This window comes from Streptomyces sclerotialus, from assembly GCF_040907265.1.
In the GTDB taxonomy this organism is placed as follows: Bacteria; Actinomycetota; Actinomycetes; order Streptomycetales; family Streptomycetaceae; genus Streptomyces; species Streptomyces sclerotialus.
On the sequence record NZ_JBFOHP010000002.1, the window covers coordinates 1,698,248 to 1,714,339 of the forward strand.

At 73.1% G+C, this 16,092-nt stretch carries 14 protein-coding genes and 1 pseudogene; 3 read left to right on the forward strand and 12 right to left on the reverse strand.

What is annotated here, in order from left to right:
* Together AAC944_RS07570 and AAC944_RS07575 are read right to left on the reverse strand one after the other, a co-directional pair.
* On the reverse strand, positions 1 to 1,482 hold the full coding sequence (locus AAC944_RS07570) for an amino acid permease (RefSeq protein WP_030610485.1): 1,482 nt from the start codon (positions 1,480 to 1,482) through the stop codon (positions 1 to 3).
* Positions 1,483 to 1,909: 427 nt separating this feature from the next.
* The gene (locus tag AAC944_RS07575; protein WP_030610482.1) at positions 1,910 to 3,346 is read right to left on the reverse strand and encodes a GuaB1 family IMP dehydrogenase-related protein; all 1,437 of its coding nucleotides are present in this window, start codon (positions 3,344 to 3,346) and stop codon (positions 1,910 to 1,912) included.
* Positions 3,347 to 3,632: 286 nt separating this feature from the next.
* Between AAC944_RS07575 and AAC944_RS07580 the strand changes: the two genes are divergently transcribed.
* Both AAC944_RS07580 and AAC944_RS07585 read left to right on the forward strand, forming a co-directional pair.
* Entirely contained in the window at positions 3,633 to 4,625 is a 993-nt protein-coding gene (locus AAC944_RS07580) for a hypothetical protein (RefSeq protein WP_030610480.1), read from the forward strand.
* Between the two features lie 65 nt (positions 4,626 to 4,690).
* The gene (locus tag AAC944_RS07585; RefSeq protein ID WP_030610478.1) at positions 4,691 to 5,140 is read left to right on the forward strand and encodes a GNAT family N-acetyltransferase; all 450 of its coding nucleotides are present in this window, start codon (positions 4,691 to 4,693) and stop codon (positions 5,138 to 5,140) included.
* 11 nt (positions 5,141 to 5,151) lie between these two features.
* Here the strand turns inward: AAC944_RS07585 and AAC944_RS07590 are convergent, their stop codons facing one another.
* The 8 genes and pseudogenes from AAC944_RS07590 to fmt all read right to left on the reverse strand — a co-directional run bounded on the left by AAC944_RS07590 (position 5,152) and on the right by fmt (position 11,545).
* Positions 5,152 to 5,670, reverse strand: a complete 519-nt coding sequence (locus AAC944_RS07590; RefSeq protein ID WP_078888376.1) for a barstar family protein — start codon at positions 5,668 to 5,670, stop codon at positions 5,152 to 5,154.
* A gap of 104 nt (positions 5,671 to 5,774) precedes the next feature.
* Positions 5,775 to 6,761 (reverse strand): sugar-binding transcriptional regulator, encoded by a 987-nt coding sequence (locus tag AAC944_RS07595; RefSeq protein ID WP_030610475.1) that lies wholly within the window; start codon positions 6,759 to 6,761, stop codon positions 5,775 to 5,777.
* Positions 6,762 to 6,968: 207 nt separating this feature from the next.
* On the reverse strand, positions 6,969 to 7,652 hold the full coding sequence (gene rpe / locus AAC944_RS07600) for a ribulose-phosphate 3-epimerase (protein WP_030610474.1): 684 nt from the start codon (positions 7,650 to 7,652) through the stop codon (positions 6,969 to 6,971).
* 42 nt (positions 7,653 to 7,694) lie between these two features.
* Positions 7,695 to 8,060 (reverse strand): zinc-binding metallopeptidase family protein, encoded by a 366-nt coding sequence (locus AAC944_RS07605; RefSeq protein ID WP_051871508.1) that lies wholly within the window; start codon positions 8,058 to 8,060, stop codon positions 7,695 to 7,697.
* Between the two features lie 73 nt (positions 8,061 to 8,133).
* Positions 8,134 to 8,499, reverse strand: a pseudogene (locus AAC944_RS07610) (peptidase dimerization domain-containing protein); the annotation flags it as partial.
* Positions 8,500 to 8,601: 102 nt separating this feature from the next.
* Positions 8,602 to 10,029: an RsmB/NOP family class I SAM-dependent RNA methyltransferase gene (locus AAC944_RS07615; RefSeq protein WP_030610471.1), complete on the reverse strand. Its 1,428-nt coding sequence runs from the start codon at positions 10,027 to 10,029 to the stop codon at positions 8,602 to 8,604.
* 43 nt (positions 10,030 to 10,072) lie between these two features.
* Positions 10,073 to 10,513, reverse strand: coding sequence for a hypothetical protein (locus AAC944_RS07620; RefSeq protein WP_030610470.1), 441 nt, complete (start codon positions 10,511 to 10,513; stop codon positions 10,073 to 10,075).
* 99 nt (positions 10,514 to 10,612) lie between these two features.
* Positions 10,613 to 11,545, reverse strand: coding sequence for a methionyl-tRNA formyltransferase (gene fmt / locus AAC944_RS07625; RefSeq protein ID WP_030610467.1), 933 nt, complete (start codon positions 11,543 to 11,545; stop codon positions 10,613 to 10,615).
* A 225-nt stretch (positions 11,546 to 11,770) separates the two neighbouring features.
* On the opposite strand from fmt, the gene AAC944_RS07630 reads away from it, so the two are divergent.
* Positions 11,771 to 12,298: a hypothetical protein gene (locus AAC944_RS07630; RefSeq protein WP_030610465.1), complete on the forward strand. Its 528-nt coding sequence runs from the start codon at positions 11,771 to 11,773 to the stop codon at positions 12,296 to 12,298.
* 259 nt (positions 12,299 to 12,557) lie between these two features.
* Here AAC944_RS07630 and AAC944_RS07635 read toward each other — a convergent pair whose 3' ends face one another.
* Together AAC944_RS07635 and metK are read right to left on the reverse strand one after the other, a co-directional pair.
* Positions 12,558 to 14,702: a primosomal protein N' gene (locus AAC944_RS07635; protein WP_030610462.1), complete on the reverse strand. Its 2,145-nt coding sequence runs from the start codon at positions 14,700 to 14,702 to the stop codon at positions 12,558 to 12,560.
* Positions 14,703 to 14,855: 153 nt separating this feature from the next.
* Entirely contained in the window at positions 14,856 to 16,064 is a 1,209-nt protein-coding gene (gene metK, locus AAC944_RS07640) for a methionine adenosyltransferase (RefSeq protein WP_030610459.1), read from the reverse strand.
* Positions 16,065 to 16,092 lie beyond the last annotated feature (28 nt).

Consider the following 16,092-nt stretch of genomic DNA (forward strand, 5'->3'; position numbering starts at 1 on the left):
TCACTTCTGGTCGGTGGCCAATCGGGAGCGGCGCATGCCGTAAGCGAAGTAGACCACGAGCCCGGCCACCATCCAGACTCCGAACACCACCCAGGTGATCACGTCGAGGCTGCCCATCATCCAGAGGCACAGCACGAAGCCGATCGCGGGGAAGAGCGGCGACAGCGGCGTACGGAAGGACCGCGGCATGTCGGGCCGGGTCTTGCGGAGCACGATGACCGCCACGTTGACCAGCGCGAACGCGAAGAGCGTGCCGATGCTGGTGGCGTCCGCCAGCTGGCCGAGCGGCACGGCGGCGGCGAGGATGCCGCAGAACAGCGAGACGATGACGGTGTTGGCGCGGGGCGCGCCGGTCTTCGGGTGGACCTTGGAGAAGACCTTGGGCACCAGGCCGTCGCGGGACATCGCGAAGAGGACGCGGGTCTGGCCGTAGAGCACGGTCAGCACGACGGACGCGATGGCGACGACCGCGCCGAGCGCGAGCAGCACCGCCCAGAAGCCCTGGCCCGTGACGTCCTTCATGATCCCGGCGAGCGCGGCCTCGGTGCCGGTGAACCGCTTCCAGGGCAGTGCGCCCACGGCGACGGCCGCGACCAGGCAGTACAGCGCGGTGACGATCACCAGCGAGAGCATGATGGCGCGCGGCAGGTCGCGCTGCGGGTTCTTGGCCTCCTCACCGGCGGTGGAGGCGGCGTCGAAGCCGATGTAGGAGAAGAAGAGCGTGGCACCCGCGGCGCTGACGCCCGCCATGCCCAGCGGCATGAAGGGGGCGTAGTTGCCGGCCCGGACCCCCTGGAAGGCGACGGCGCAGAAGAGCAGCAGCGCGGCGATCTTCACCGCGACCATGATGGCGTTGGCCCGGGCGCTCTCCTTGGCACCGCCCAGCAGGAAGACCATGGCGAGCAGCACGACCAGCAGCGCCGGCAGGTTGAAGACGCCGCCGTCACCGGGCGGCGCGGCGATCACCTCGGGGATGGTGAGGCCGATCGTGCCGGACAGCAGCTCGTTGAGGTACTGCCCCCAGCCGACCGCGACCGCCGCCACCGAGACGCCGTACTCCAGGATCAGGCACCAGCCGCAGACCCAGGCGACCAGCTCGCCGAGCGTGGCGTAGGCGTAGGAGTACGAGGAGCCGGAGACCGGGATGGTGCCCGCCAGCTCGGCGTAGGACAGCGCCGAGAAGAGGGCGGTGATACCGGCGATCACGAAGGAGACGATGACCGCGGGGCCCGCGTCCGGCACCGCCTCGCCCAGCACGACGAAGATGCCGGTGCCGAGCGTGGCACCGATGCTGATCATCGTCAGCTGCCACATGCCCAGGGAGCGGCGGAGGGTGCCGCCCTCGCCCTGGCCGCCCTCGGCCACCAGGCGTTCGACGGGCTTGCGCCGCATCAGCGTGCCGAGCGGCCCGGAACGGGACGGAGGCTGCTGCGGCTGGGGGTCGCTGCCCTCTGCGGGAGGGGCTGCGCCGTGGTCCAACACTGGGGTGGCTCCTTTATCGCTGCCGGTCAGGCGGCGGTGACCGCGGCGGCCCGGCACAAGGGCAGCACGAAGCAACCCGCACGGGGGAACCGCCGAGCGGACGGTCCCCGCCACTCCACGTAACTTGCCTGACCTTAAGGCCCGCGCGTGACCTGCCGTAATGCGGGTTCTTTGCGCATCCGTGCATGATCCTTGCGCACGAACGGCGACAGCGGCCATTTGTTGCGCGTTCACGGCGTGTTGGAACCATGGATTCGAAGGTCGGCCATTCGGGCCGCGGCGCCGTACGAGGCCGGAAGTAAGCGATCTCACGCCGTGCCGGGCGCACCGACGGGCGGTCCCGCGAACGCCGACGGGCCCGGCCCCGCGCGACGTGTGCGCGGGACCGGGCCCGTGGGACGCGGAAGTGCGTCGGCCTGCCGGTCGGCTACCAGCTGTTGTGCAGCGGCTTGCCCTCGGCGTAGCCGGCCGCGCTCTGCACGCCGACGACGGCCTTGTCGGCGAACTCGGCGAGGTTCGAGGCGCCCGCGTAGGTGCAGGAGGACCGCACGCCCGCGATGATCGAGTCGATCACGTCCTCGACGCCGGGGCGGGCCGGGTCGATGAACATCCGCGAGGTGGAGATGCCCTCCTCGAACAGGCCCTTGCGGGCCCGGTCGTACGCCGACTCCTCGCTGGTGCGGTTGCGCACCGCGCGCGCCGAGGCCATGCCGAAGCTCTCCTTGTAGAGCCGGCCGTCGGCGGTCTGCTGGAGGTCGCCGGGCGACTCGTACGTACCGGCGAACCACGAGCCGATCATGACGTTGGACGCGCCGGCGGCCAGCGCCATGGCGACGTCGCGCGGGTGCCGCACGCCGCCGTCGGCCCAGACGTGCTTGCCGTACTTCTTCGCCTCGGCGGCGCACTCCAGGACGGCGGAGAACTGCGGGCGGCCCACGCCGGTCATCATGCGGGTGGTGCACATGGCGCCCGGGCCGACGCCGACCTTGATGATGTCCGCGCCGGCCTCGATCAGGTCACGCACGCCCTCGGCGGCGACGATGTTGCCCGCCACGATCGGGACCTGCGGGTCCAGCGCCCGGACGGCCTTGACCGCGCTGATCATGGATTCCTGGTGGCCGTGCGCGGTGTCCACCACGAGGGTGTCCACGCCGGCCGCGAGCAGCGCCTTGGCCTTGCCCGCCACGTCACCGTTGATCCCGACGGCGGCGGCGATGCGCAGCTTGCCGTCCGCGTCGGTGGCGGGGGTGTAGAGGGTCGCGCGGAGCGCGCCCTTACGGGTGAGGATGCCGACCAGCTGGCCTTCCTTGTCGACCGCGGGGGCGAGCTTGCGGTTGGCCGCGTCGAGCTGGTTGAAGGCCTCGCGCGGGTCGATGTCGGCGTCCAGCACCAGCAGGTCCTTGGACATGACCTCGGCGACCTGGGTGAAGCGGTCCACGCCGGTCAGATCGTGCTCGGTGACGACGCCGAGGGGACGGCCGCCCTCGACGACGATGCCCGCGCCGTGCGCCCGCTTCGGCAGCAGGGACAGCGCGTCGGCGACGGTCGCGATCGGCGAGAGCACGATCGGGGTGTCGAGGACCAGGTGACGCCGCTTGACCCAGCTGACGACGTCGGTGACGACGTCGATCGGGATGTCCTGCGGGATGACGACGAGGCCGCCGCGGCGCGCCACCGTCTCGGCCATCCGGCGGCCGGCGATCGCGGTCATGTTGGCCACGACCAGCGGGATGGTGGTGCCCGTGCCGTCCGGCGAAGCGAGGTCCACGCCCTGGCGGGAGCCGACCGCGGAGCGGTTCGGCACCATGAACACATCGTCGTACGTCAGGTCGTACGGCGGCTTCAGATCGTTCAGAAATCGCATGCTAACTCTCTCACCTGCGGTTTTACTGCGGTAGCGGGCGGGGAGTCAGCACCGGTCCGACAGTGGGTACAGATCGGCCAGCAGCGGATCAGGCATCAAGCTCCTAGTACATCATCGCCGATCGGGCACCGGATTGACGAGCTTCGGCAGCCGTTCGGCCAGGTTCTGTGACATCACCCGACCGGCGCTCGCGCGGGCTGTGGTTTCACCCGAAATTGTGACCGTGAAGGTAAACCCTGTGCATACGGACTGCTCGCACAGCGGCACGCTCCCTTACCGTGCCGTGATGATCAGAAAAGCACTCCTCGCGTCGGGCATCGCCGGCGTGTCCCTCGCGACCGTCGCCGCCACCGTCGCGTTCGCCGGCGGCACGGAACGTCCGGCCGCCGCCACCCGAACCTGGCAGAAGGTCGGGGACGGCATGACCGGCGGCGTCAGCGGCCTGGCCGTCGCCGCGGCCGGTCACGGCCGCATCGACACGGTCGTGGCACGGGACAACAAGGAACCGGGCCAGGTCCGGCTCTCGACCGTCCGTCTGTCGGCCGGCCACGCCCCCGTCGTCCGGGACCTGAAGTGGGCCGGGAGCGAGGTGCCCAAGGACCTGGAGTCGCTGGACGCCGTCCCCGGGCGGCCCGGCGAGTACACCACCCTGAGCAGCGGCGACAGCGGGAAGTTCCGCCCGACGCTGTACGGGGTGAAGGTGCACGGCGGGACCGCGACGGTCCGCTGGTCGGCCCCGCTGCCCGGCACCGAGGACTACAAGGGCGACGACACGCAGAACTACGAGGCGTTCGCCGTCCACCGCGACCGGGCCACCGGGAAGGACGTCGCGGTCTGGGCGACCCGTGGCAGCAACGGCACCGCCTCCCAGGTGCGCACCGCCGTACTGCACCCCGCCGCGTCCACCCCGGGGACGGTCTTCTCGCACGTCACCGACCCGGTCGCGTTCCGCGCGCCGTGGCCGGCGCAGGACGAGGTGCGGCACATCAGCGACCTGAAGATCGCGCCGGACGGCACCGTGGTGCTGTCCGCGGCCCAGGACCCGAACAAAAATTCCGGTCCGTTCAGCTCCGCGGTGTACGAAGCGGGCCGGCTCACGGTCGACAAGGGACGTCCCGCGCTGAAGCTGGCCAAGCCGGACGAGGTACGCCGCTACACCACGGCGGACAACCGCAAGATCGAGGCGGTCGCCCTGCTCCCCGACGGCGACCACGCCCTGTGGGGCACGGACGACGAGGACTTCGGCGGCTCGGTACTGCGGGACCGCGTCGACGACTGACCCGTTCCGGACGCCGGTCCCGTGGCGTAACGCAGCCGAAACGCGGCCTCGGCAGAATCCCCGCCATGAAGATCGAACAGGTGGCCTGGGACGACCCGGATGCCGCCGTACTGCGGGCCGGGCAGCGGAGCGAGATCGCCGAGCTCTACGGGACCCCGGACAGCGAGCCCGGGGTCCCGCCCTCGGCGGCGGACAGCACGGCGTTCTTCGTCGCGTACGAGGACGACGGCATACCGGTGGGCTGCGGCGGGCTGCGCGACCTCGGCGACGGGACCGGCGAGGTCAAGCGAATGTACGTACTGCCGGACCGGCGCGGCTCGGGCGCCGCCACTGAGCTGCTGCGGGCCCTCGAGGACTGGGCGCGCGCCCGTGGCTGGACCCGGCTCCGGCTGGAGACCGGCGACCGGCAGCACGCCGCGGTGCGCTTCTACACCCGCTCGGGCTACGCCCGCATCCCGAATTTCGGGGCGTACACGGGCGTGGCGTCGTCGTGGTGCTTCGAGCGCGTGCTGTAGACGGGGGCTTCTTACCGGCGGGCCGGCGCCGTGCCGCCGGCGTCTCGGGTCAGCAGGACGGCCAGCCCGGTGTCGGTGTCCCGCCAGCGGGCCACCGCGTCCGCGAGCACCGACTCCGCCGCGTGCCACTCCTCCGGCTCGGCGGCGGCGTACCCCTGCCACGCCCGTACGACCAGCAGCCGGCCACCGTGCTCCGCCGGCCACCACGACAGGTCGCCGAGACAGTCGGCGAGCGCGTCCCAGTTGCGGCCGAACCACGGCGGCAGGCGCAGCGCCTCCGAGGCGCGGGCCATGAACTCCGCCTTGTCCGCGACCCCTTCGAGGTCGAGCACCGTGCTCTGCCAGCCCGCGGCCAGTGCGGCGTCCAGCGCGTCCTGCACGGGCCGGCCCGCCGGCCAGGACAGCACGCCCGGCAGCGTCCGCCCGTCGAGCACGGCGGCCAGCGGCCGGGGGACACCGTCCGTCTCTGTGGGGGCGCCGCTACGCGGGCCGGCACTCGCCTGGCCGGGTACTCCGGGGGTATCGGACATGCCGCGATGCTGTCACAGCCCCGGCCGGCCCGCCGGGCGAACGCCCGCCGTACGGATCACGCCGTACGGCGGACGAGGGCCGCGGCAGGTGCCGGGAGCGGTGCTCAGGAACCGTCCGGGTCCGCCCGGTCCAGGGCCGGGCGCGGGCCGGGTCCGGTCTCCAGGAGGAGGTGGTCGGCGGCGGCGGTGTCCGTCACCAGGCTCGTGACCAGGCCGGACTTCAGGACCGCGCCGATCGCCGCGGCCTTGCGGTGGCCGCCCGCGATGGCGACCACCTCGGGGATGCGGCGCAGCCGGTCGGCCTCGACCGTGATGCAGCGCTCCCCCAGGTCGCGGCCGATGCGCCGGCCCTCGGCGTCGAAGAGGTGTGCCGACATCTCCGCGGCGGCGCCGAGCGAGGCGTAGTGCTCGCGCTCGTCCTCCGAGAGCATGTCGTACACCGTCGAGATGCCGGGCGCCCAGGAACCGATGGACACGCAGGCCACGGTGACCTTGTCGAAGTAATCGAACGCCCGGGCGATACCCGTCTGGCCGCGCAGCGCAGCCGCCGTGGCCGAATCCGGCAGCAGCATCGGCGCGTAAATGGGGTGCGCCTCGCCTCCGGAGACGTCGGCGGCGCGGCGTACCGCCTCGACCGAACCGCTGTCGGCGGTGCCCGCGTCGTACACGCCGGTCAGCTGGACCACCGTGCACGGCGGCAGCCGGTGCAGCGCCGAGGCCATGTGGATCGTCGAGCGGCCCCATGCGATGCCGAGCACGTCCCCCTCGGTGACCAGCTCACCGAGCAGGTCGGCGGCGACGTCGCCGAGGTTCTCCGGATCGGGCGCGTCGTCGGAGTCGGCGGCCGACTCCACGACCACGGCGTGCCGCAGGCCGTACCGGGCCCGCAGCGCGTCCGAACGCTCGGCGTCCAGCTCGGCCGGCACCCGGATCTCGATCCGTACGAGGTCACGCTCCAGTGCCGTCTCCAGCACCCGCGCGACCTTGAAGCGGCTGACGCCGAACTCCTCAGCGATCTGGATCTTGGACTTGCCCTCGAGATAGAACCGGCGGGCCATGGCCGCAGCCTGCACCAGCTCGGCGGGGCCCATCCCGGTATGTGGGCGGCTGGCAACCACGAAAATCTCCCCTACTGCGCACCTGATCGACTCTGCGCTCATCCTTCCAGAAACCCGGGGCCGCCGTGGACCGTGACCGCTCGGCCCGCGATGAACGCTGCATGGCCACGAGGTCAACCCCCGCCGCCGTGCGACCGCCGCCCCGGATGTGGGCCGCGCCGTGCGCGCGGCCCGGCCGCGTCAGTGCGCGCAGCCCCAGCCGACCGCCGCGGTCGCGGCGTCGGCCTTGTCCCGCAGCTCACGGACGGCCTTCGCCGGGTCCTCGGCGCCGTACACCGCCGAACCCGCGACGAAGACGTCGGCGCCCGCCTCGGCGCAGCGCTCGATCGTCTTGTCGGACACCCCGCCGTCGACCTGGAGCCACAGCTCCAGACCGTGCTTGGCGATCAGCGCACGGGTGCGGCGGATCTTCGGAAGCATGATGTCGAGGAACGCCTGCCCGCCGAAGCCCGGTTCAACCGTCATGATCAGCAGCATGTCGAGCTCGGGGAGCAGGTCCTCGTACGGCTCGATGGGCGTGGCGGGCTTGAGCGCCATCGAGGCCCGCGCCCCCTTGGCCCGGATCTCCCGCGCGAGGCGGACCGGCGCGGCGGCGGCCTCGGCGTGGAAGGTGACGGAGCCGGCCCCCGCCTCGACGTACTGCGGCGCCCAGCGGTCCGGGTCCTCGATCATCAGGTGGCAGTCGAGGGGGGTGTCGGTCGCCTTCCGCAGCGACTCCACGACGGGGACGCCGAGCGTCAGATTGGGCACGAAATGGTTGTCCATGACGTCGACATGGAGCCAGTCCGCGCCCTCGACGGCCTTCGCCTCCTCGGCGAGCCGGGCGAAGTCGGCGGACAGAATGCTGGGGTTGATCAAGGCCATGCCACCTAGTATGTCGCGCCCGCGCCCACAACCATAAGCGGGTCAAGGACGCGGGCCGCCACGGCCCTCCGCGGCACGCTTCCGCTCGGCGGCGCGGCGGTACACGGCGGCCGGCAGCCGCTCCCGGTGCCCGGCTTCGGCGGCCGGCGCGACGCCCGTCCAGGCCATCGCGACGGCGCCGTCCAGGACCGCGCGGTCGGCCCCCTCGGAGGTGCCGGCGGCGGCGAACTCGTCCGTGTGCTGCCGGGCGCCGCCGGTGTCGTAGCCGATCATCGGGTGGATCGTGGGCAGCAGGTGCGAGACGTTGCCCGTGTCGGTGGAGCCGGCGCGCTCCGGCGCGCGCCCGACGGTACGGCCCAGCGCTTCGGCGGCGCCCGCGTACAGCTCGGCGGCGGTGGTGTCCTGCACAGGTCGGCGAAGTCGTGCCCGTGCGGCTCCGCGCGGAGTTCGGTGCCGGTGGCCAGGCGCCCGCCTCGAAGCGGGCGCGCACCCGTTCCTGGAGCGCTCGCAGCGACTCCATCGTGGGCGAGCGCGCCTCGTACCGGGCCGAGGTCCTGGCCGGGATGACGTTGGCGGCCTGGCCGCCGTCGGTGACGATGCCGTGCACGACGCTCTCCGGGGGCAGCTGCTGGCGGGGCAGGCCGAGCGCGGTCCGGGCGACGGTGAGCGCGTCCAGGGCGTTGCGGCCCTCCCAGGGCGCGGCCGAGGCGTGTGCGGGGCGGCCGGTGCAGGTGATGTTCCAGGAGCCGAGGGCGAGCGAGCCGTTGCCGACGGCGTCGGCGTCGGCGTCGTTCGCGTGCACCATCATCGCGACGGCGACTTCGTCGAAGAGGCCGTGCTCGATCATGTCGACCTTGCCGCCGCCGTCCTCCTCCGCCGCCGTCCTCCTCCGCCGGGGTGCCGAGCAGCTTGACGGTGATGCCGACAACTGCTCGCTGCGGCCGCCGCCTCACGCCGTGCGGCGCAGCACCGCCAGGTACATCGCGTCCGTGCCGTGCAGGTGCGGCCAGAGCTGGACGTCCGGCCCGTCCCCGAGGGCGGGGACGCCGGGCATCAGCGGCCGGGCGTCCACCAGCTCGGCGGCCACCGCCTCCCGCTCCTTCAGCACGTCGTCCACGACCGCCCGGGTCTCGGCCAGGTGCGGCGAGCAGGTCGCGTACCCGACGACCCCGCCGACCCGTACGGCCTTCAGCGCCTGCCGCAGCAGCTCCCGCTGGAGCGGCGCGAAGCCGTCCAGGTCCTCGGGCCGCCGCCGCCAGCGGGCCTCCGGACGGCGCCGCAGCGCGCCCAGGCCCGTGCAGGGCACGTCCACCAGTACCCGGTCGAAGGAACCGGGCCGCCAGACCGGACGCGTACCGTCCGCCGCGACCACCTCGTACGGCCCGGGATTGCCCGCCAGCGCACGCGCGACCAGCCGCGCCCGGTGCGGCTGCTTCTCCGCGGCGAGCAGCGAGGCACCGCGCTCCGCCGCCAGCGCCCCCAGCAGCGCCGCCTTGCCGCCGGGTCCCGCACAGGCATCCAGCCAGCGCTCGTCGGCCCCGTCCACCGGCGCGTTGGCCAGGGCGACGGCCACCAGCTGACTGCCCTCGTCCTGCACGCCCGCACGGCCTTCCCGTACCGCGTCCAGCGCGCCCGGCTCGCCGCCCTCGCTGAGCCGTACCGCGTACGGCGACCAGCGCCCCGGCAGCCCGTTCTCCTCGCCGACCGCGGCGAGCAGCTCCTCGGGGGTGGACCGGCCGGGCCGGGCGACCAGGGTCACCTCGGGCCGCTCGTTGTCCGCCTCCAGCAGGTCCTCGATACCGGCCCGGCCACCCCCCAGCGAGTCCCACAGCGCGGAGACGACCCAGCGCGGATGGGAGTGCACCACACCCAGGTGGTCTTCCGGGTCCTCGTCGTACGGCGGCGCGACCCGGTCCAGCCAGCCGTCCAGATCATCCGCCGCGATCTTCCGCAGCACCGCGTTGACGAACTTGGCCCGCCCGTCGCCCAGCACCACCCGCGCCAGCTCCACACTGGCGCTGACCGCGGCATGCGTAGGGATGCGCGTACCGAGCAGCTGGTGCGCGCCCAGACTCAGCACGTCCAGCACCGGCGGGTCGACCTCCCGCAGCGGCCGGTCCACACACGCCGCGATGATCGCGTCGTACGTCCCCTGCCGGCGCAGCGTCCCGTAGACCAGCTCCGTCGCCAGCGCCGCGTCACGCCCGTCGAAGTCGCCGCCCTCGCGCGCCTTGCGCAGCAGCGGCGGCAGGACGAGGTTCGCGTACGCGTCCCGCTCGTCGACCGCGCGCAGGGCCTCGAACGCGAGGATGCGTACGGGGTCCTTCTTCGGCCTCCGGTAGGGCTTGCCGGTACGACGACGAGGCTGGTCGCTCACGAGTAAGGTGCTCCGCTGCTGACGAGAATGAATCCCGTCCAGCCTACCGTCGCAGCAGGTCGCCCCAGCCGCCCTGGATCATGGTCTGGAACGCCCACGCCCCGCCCCGCTTCACCAGCACGTCCGCGTACCGCACCGCCTGCCGCCGCCCGCCCACGGTGAACACCGCGTCCGTGAACACCACGACGAGCGACGCGCTCAGGAAGTGCGGCGTCCGCTTCGACTCGAACGACACCTCGTCATCCCCGCCCATCACCTCCTCCATCGTCCGGATGAACTCCGCCCGGCTCCACTGCCCGGTCCAGCCGTCACCCGCGGAGTCGTCGGTGACGAGGTTGAGCGGGAAGACGGCCATGTCCGCCATCCTTTCGACGTCCACCTCCGCACTCAGCGCGTCGTACCGCGCGAACCACGCGTCCACCTCCCGACGGTCCCGCTCGGTCGGTACGTACCCAGCAGCCTCGGGCACCACGAACTCAGCCATGCCGACTCCCCCTCTAATCAAACTTGACTAATTGCTCGGCAAGGTCATACCCGGCGCTCCACTCGTCAAACTTGATTAATTGCCCTCCGCGGGCACTCCTCAGCCGTCCAGCCGCTCCCCGGCCTCGATCCGCACACCGCGCGCCCAGTCCGCGGCGGCCATCGGCTTCTTGCCCTGCGGCTGCACCCACTGCAGCTGCACCGCGTGGCTGCCGGTACCCACGAAGACGGCCTTCTTCGTGGCCGCGATCTCACCGGGCCCCAGGTCCGTACGGTCGGGCACCAGCGCCACCGACATCACCTTCAGCCGCTCCCCCCGGAACAGCGTCCACGCGCCCGGCGCGGGGGCACAGCCACGGACCACCCGGTCCACCCGCAGCGCCGGCGCCGACCAGTCGATCTTCGCGTCCTCGACCTCGATCTTCGGCGCGAGCGTGACGCCCTCGGCAGGCTGCGGCACCGCCTTCAGCGAGCCGTCCTCGATGCCGTCCATCGTGGCGGCGAGCAGCCCGGCACCGGCGAACGCGAGCCGGGTCAGCAGATCACCGCTGGTGTCCGTGGCCCGGACCTCCTCCGTCAGCACGCCGTAGACGGGACCGGAGTCCAGCCCCTCCTCGATCCGGAACGTCGAAGCACCCGTCACCTCGTCGCCCGCCAGCACCGCGTGCTGCACCGGCGCCGCGCCGCGCCACGCGGGCAACAGCGAGAAGTGCAGGTTCACCCACCCGTGCGCGGGAATCTCCAGCGCGGCCTTCGGGAGCAGCGCGCCGTACGCGACGACCGGGCAGCAGTCGGGCGCGATCTCACGCAGCCGGGCCAGGAAGTCCTCGTCCCGCGGCCGGGCGGGCTTGAGCACCTCGATGCCGGCCTCTTCCGCGCGCTGCGCGACCGGACTGGCGACGAGCCTGCGGCCGCGCCCGGCCGGGGCGTCCGGCCTGGTCAAAACGGCCACCACCTCGTGCCGATCGGACGCGATCAGGGCGTCCAGTGCGGGCAGGGCGACCTCGGGGGTACCGGCGAAGACGAGCCTCATGGGTGGCGTGCTACCTCTCAGCGCTGCGGAAAGACACACCAGTCTATGGGGCGTCAGAACCGGGGGCGTACGGGTCATCGCGCGCCCCAGCTGAAAGCTCGTACGCCCCCATACCGTGACCCCACCCGGCGCTGCCGCGTTGGTCAAGCGACATTGACCACACCGGACCGCCAGCCGGTCCACGCATTCACTTTCCGCATCAACGCCGGTTCGAGAGGCTTGTTCATGGCCGACCACGCAACCCACGACGCCCAGGCACGCGCCAGTCTCCATCTACTGGTGCGGGACATCGAGCGGGTCCGCCGGCAGGTGGACGCACTGCGTACGCTGACCGCCCAACTCGGCAACGTCTACCGTCCCCGGCGCACCGGCCCGTCCACGGGTTTCGTCGTGTACGGGCGCGCTCCGGCACCCACGGTGCGCCTCGCCCAGGAGCTGCGGGACAGCGTCGAGACGCTCGTCACGGCCGCGGTCGACTTCGACCGCTCGCTCGGTTTCTCGTGGGATGCGGTGGGCTCGGCACTCGGCGTCACCAAACAGGCCGTCCACCGCCGCTACGGCGCCCGCCGCGCCACCGCCCAGCCCCCGGCCGACGCCCAGGAACCTCCCCGCGCCACCGAAGCCGCCCCCCGCCCGGTCTCCGTGGCCCCGGCCCTGCCCCCCACCCCCTCGGTCCCCGCGGCCCGCACGATGCCGGCCCAGTCCGCCGCCCAGGACCGCCCCAACGCCTTCCCGGGCCCCCGCAACGGCTGATCACGGACACCCGTACGCACGCCGACGCACTACGGGCGGACAGCAGGCCACTTCAGCCACCCCGACGCACCGAATCTCACTTCCCCCACGGGAGGGGGCGGGCCGGAGCGGGTGGGGGTTCGGACGTCAAGCGAAGCAGTCCGACCCCCCACCCGCGGAGGGCCGCCACCGCACCCGGTACGGACCCAGCCCGTCCGGCGCTTGAGGACACCGTCACCGGGGCGCACCCGACGCAACAGAACCGCCGGCCGCGCAGGGCTCACCCAAGATCCAGCGGATCGACCCGCACCCGTACGGCGGAACCTTCCCGCCGCACCATCCGCGCGGCCCAAGCACCCTTCAGGGCGCCCACCATCGCCGCCCCCTCCCCCGGCGGCACCCGGACGAGCACCCGCTCCCACACCTCGCCCACCGGCGGCTCCCCCGCCCGCCGCGGGCGCCCTGAGGCCGGGACAGGAACCGGCACCGGCCCCAACACCTCCGCCGAAGGCGGCAACGCCGCCCCCCGCACCAGCTCCGCGACATCCTCCGGCCGCCCCGCCACCGACGCCATCCGCGACACCGGCGGGAATCCCAGCTCCGCCCGCTCCGCGAGCTCCCGCACCGCATGCCCCACCGGGTCCCACCGCACCAGCGCCTGCACCGGCCGCAGCGTAGGCTCCCCGGTCACCACGACGACGCCCCCGGCGTCGGCGCCACGCACCAGTGCCCCCGCGCCCAGCCAGCGCCGCAGCGCCTCCTCCCCCGCCCGCAGATCGGGCCGGTTCAGCAACGCCCACCCGTCCAGCAGCAGCGCGGCGGCGTAACCGCCCGCCGCGACCGGCTCCGCGCCAGGCGTGGCGACGACGATCGCCGGCCGATCCGGCACGGTGTCCAGCACATGGTCCCGGCCGGACGTCCGGACCGGCACTCCCGGAAACGCCCGCCCCAGCTCCTCCGCCGTCCGCCGCGCCCCCACGACCTGGGCCCGCAGCCGCGCGTGCCCGCACTCCGCACAGTGCCAGTCCGGCGCCTCCTGCCCGCACCATCCGCAGCACAGCGCACTGTCCTGGTCCCGCGCCTCCAGCGGCCCCGCGCAGTGCCGGCAGCGCGCGGGCTCCCGGCACCGGGCGCAGGCGAGCCGCGGTACGTACCCCCGCCGCGGGACCTGGACCAGCACCGGGCCGCTGGCCAGCCCCGCGCGCGCCGTCTGCCAGGCGAGCGAGGGCAGCCGGGCCGCGCGCGCCGCCTCGTCACGGGCGGTCTCCGCGTCCCCGATCGTGCGGACCAGCGGCGCCGCCGCGCGCACCTGATCGCGTCCGGCCTCCAGCGACCGCGCCCAGCCGTTCTCCACCAGCTGGGCCGCCTCGACCGTGCGCCCCAGATCGCCGATCAGACACGCCGCCTTCTCGTGCACCGCGCGCAACAGCAGTACGTCCCGCGCGTGTGGGTACGGCGCGTGATCGTCGCTGTGCGCGGTGTGCCCGTCGTCCCAGATGGCGACGAGCCCCAGATCCGCCACCGGCGCGTACATCGCCGCGCGCGTCCCCACGACCGCGCGCACCGCGCCCCGGCGTATCGCCAGCCAGCGGCGGTACCGCTCCTCCGGTCCGGAGTCGGCCGTCAGGAGGGTGTGCAGCCCCCGGCCCACCAGCTCGGTCAGGGCGGCGTCGACGCGGGCGGCCGACCGCCCGTCGGGCAGCACGACCAGCGCCCCCCGCCCCGACGCCAGCGTCGCCGCCACCGCGGCGGCCAGCTCCCAGGGCCAGTCCGGCCCCGGCAGCGCCGTCCACACGGCCCGGGGCGAGCCCCCGCGCGCGAGGACGTCGATGAACCCGGGCCCGTCCGGATACCGCTCCCAGCTGGCCAGTGCGGGCACCGCGGGCGGGGGCGGCGGCGCGGGGAAGCGCTCCGCCTCGGCCTTGGCGTGCCGCGGCGGGATCGCCAGCTGCAGGACGTCGGCGAGCGAGCCGGCGTACCGGTCGGCGACCGCGCGGCACAGCGTCAGCAGCTCCGGGCTCAGCACCGGCTCCGGCGAGACCACCTGGGCGATCGCCGCCAGCGGGCCGCGGTAGTCGGACTCGGCGATGCGCTCGACGATGAACCCGTCGAGGAGGCCGCCGCCCTCGCGCCGGCCCTCGCGCACCTTGCCCGTGCCCGCGCCGAACCGGACCCGGACCCGGACCCCGGGCCGGGCCTCCTCGTCCATCGCGGCGGGCACGGCGTAGTCCCAGAGCTTGTCGAGATGGACCGGGCCCTTGTCCACCAGGACCCGCGCCACCGGCCGCTCCTTGGCCAGCTCGGCCCCCCGCCAGGTCCGCGGCTTGGCCTTCGGCGTCTTCTTCTTGGCCTGACGCACGGTCTCCCGGATCAGGGCCAGCTGCTCTCCCTGCTCCCCGGCCCCCGCCCCGTTCTCGCTGCTCACACCCCCAGTCTTAGCAGACCCCACCGACAGTGGCCGCCGGCCGCAGGGCAGCGGCGCCGGCCGGGAACGCCTCCGGGCCCGTACCGCGCGACAGCGGTACGGGCCCGGAGGCGTGAAGCAACAAAGAACGGAGCCGCGAAGGCTCGCGGGGCCTTACAGGCCGGCCGCCTTGCGCAGGGCGTCGACGCGGTCCGTGCGCTCCCAGGTGAAGGCCTCCAGCTCACGGCCGAAGTGGCCGTACGCGGCGGTCTCGGCGTAGATCGGGCGGAGCAGGTCCAGGTCACGGATGATCGCGGCCGGGCGGAGGTCGAAGACCTCGCTGATGGCCTGCTCGATCTTCTCGACGTCGACGGTGGCGGTGCCGAAGGTCTCCACGAAGAGACCGACCGGCTCGGCCTTGCCGATGGCGTAGGCGACCTGGACCTCGCAGCGCTGGGCCAGGCCCGCCGCCACGACGTTCTTCGCGACCCAGCGCATGGCGTAGGCGGCGGAGCGGTCGACCTTGGACGGGTCCTTGCCGGAGAAGGCGCCGCCGCCGTGCCGGGACATGCCGCCGTAGGTGTCGATGATGATCTTGCGGCCGGTGAGGCCGGCGTCGCCCATCGGGCCGCCGATCTCGAAGCGGCCGGTCGGGTTGACCAGCAGGCGGTAACCCTCCGTGTCGAGCTTGATGCCGTCCTCGATCAGCTGGTTCAGCACGTGCTCGACGACGAACTCGCGGATGTCCGGAGCGAGCAGCGAGTCCAGGTCGATGTCCGAGGCGTGCTGCGAGGAGACGACCACGGTGTCCAGGCGGACCGCCTTGTGACCGTCGTACTCGATGGTGACCTGGGTCTTGCCGTCGGGGCGGAGGTAGGGGATGGTGCCGTTCTTCCGCACCTCGGACAGCCGCTTGGACAGGCGGTGCGCGAGGTTGATCGGGAGCGGCATCAGCTCCGGGGTCTCGTCGCAGGCGTACCCGAACATCAGGCCCTGGTCGCCGGCGCCCTGCTTGTCCAGCTCGTCCTCGTCGCCCTCGACCCGCTTCTCGTAGGCGGTGTCGACACCCTGGGCGATGTCCGGGGACTGCGCGCCGATCGACACGGAGACACCACAGGAAGCGCCGTCGAAGCCCTTCTTGGAGGAGTCGTAACCGATCTCCAGGATCTTGTTCCGCACGAGGGTGGGGATGTCGGCGTAGGCCTTCGTGGTCACCTCGCCGGCCACGTGGACCAGGCCGGTGGTGATCAGCGTCTCGACGGCGACCCGGGAGGCCGGGTCCTCCTTCAGGAGCGCGTCGAGGATGGTGTCGCTGATCTGGTCAGCGATCTTGTCGGGGTGGCCCTCGGTGACGGACTCCGAGGTGAACAGGCGGCGGGACACATCGCTCCCTGGGGTTGCAGCGGCTGCT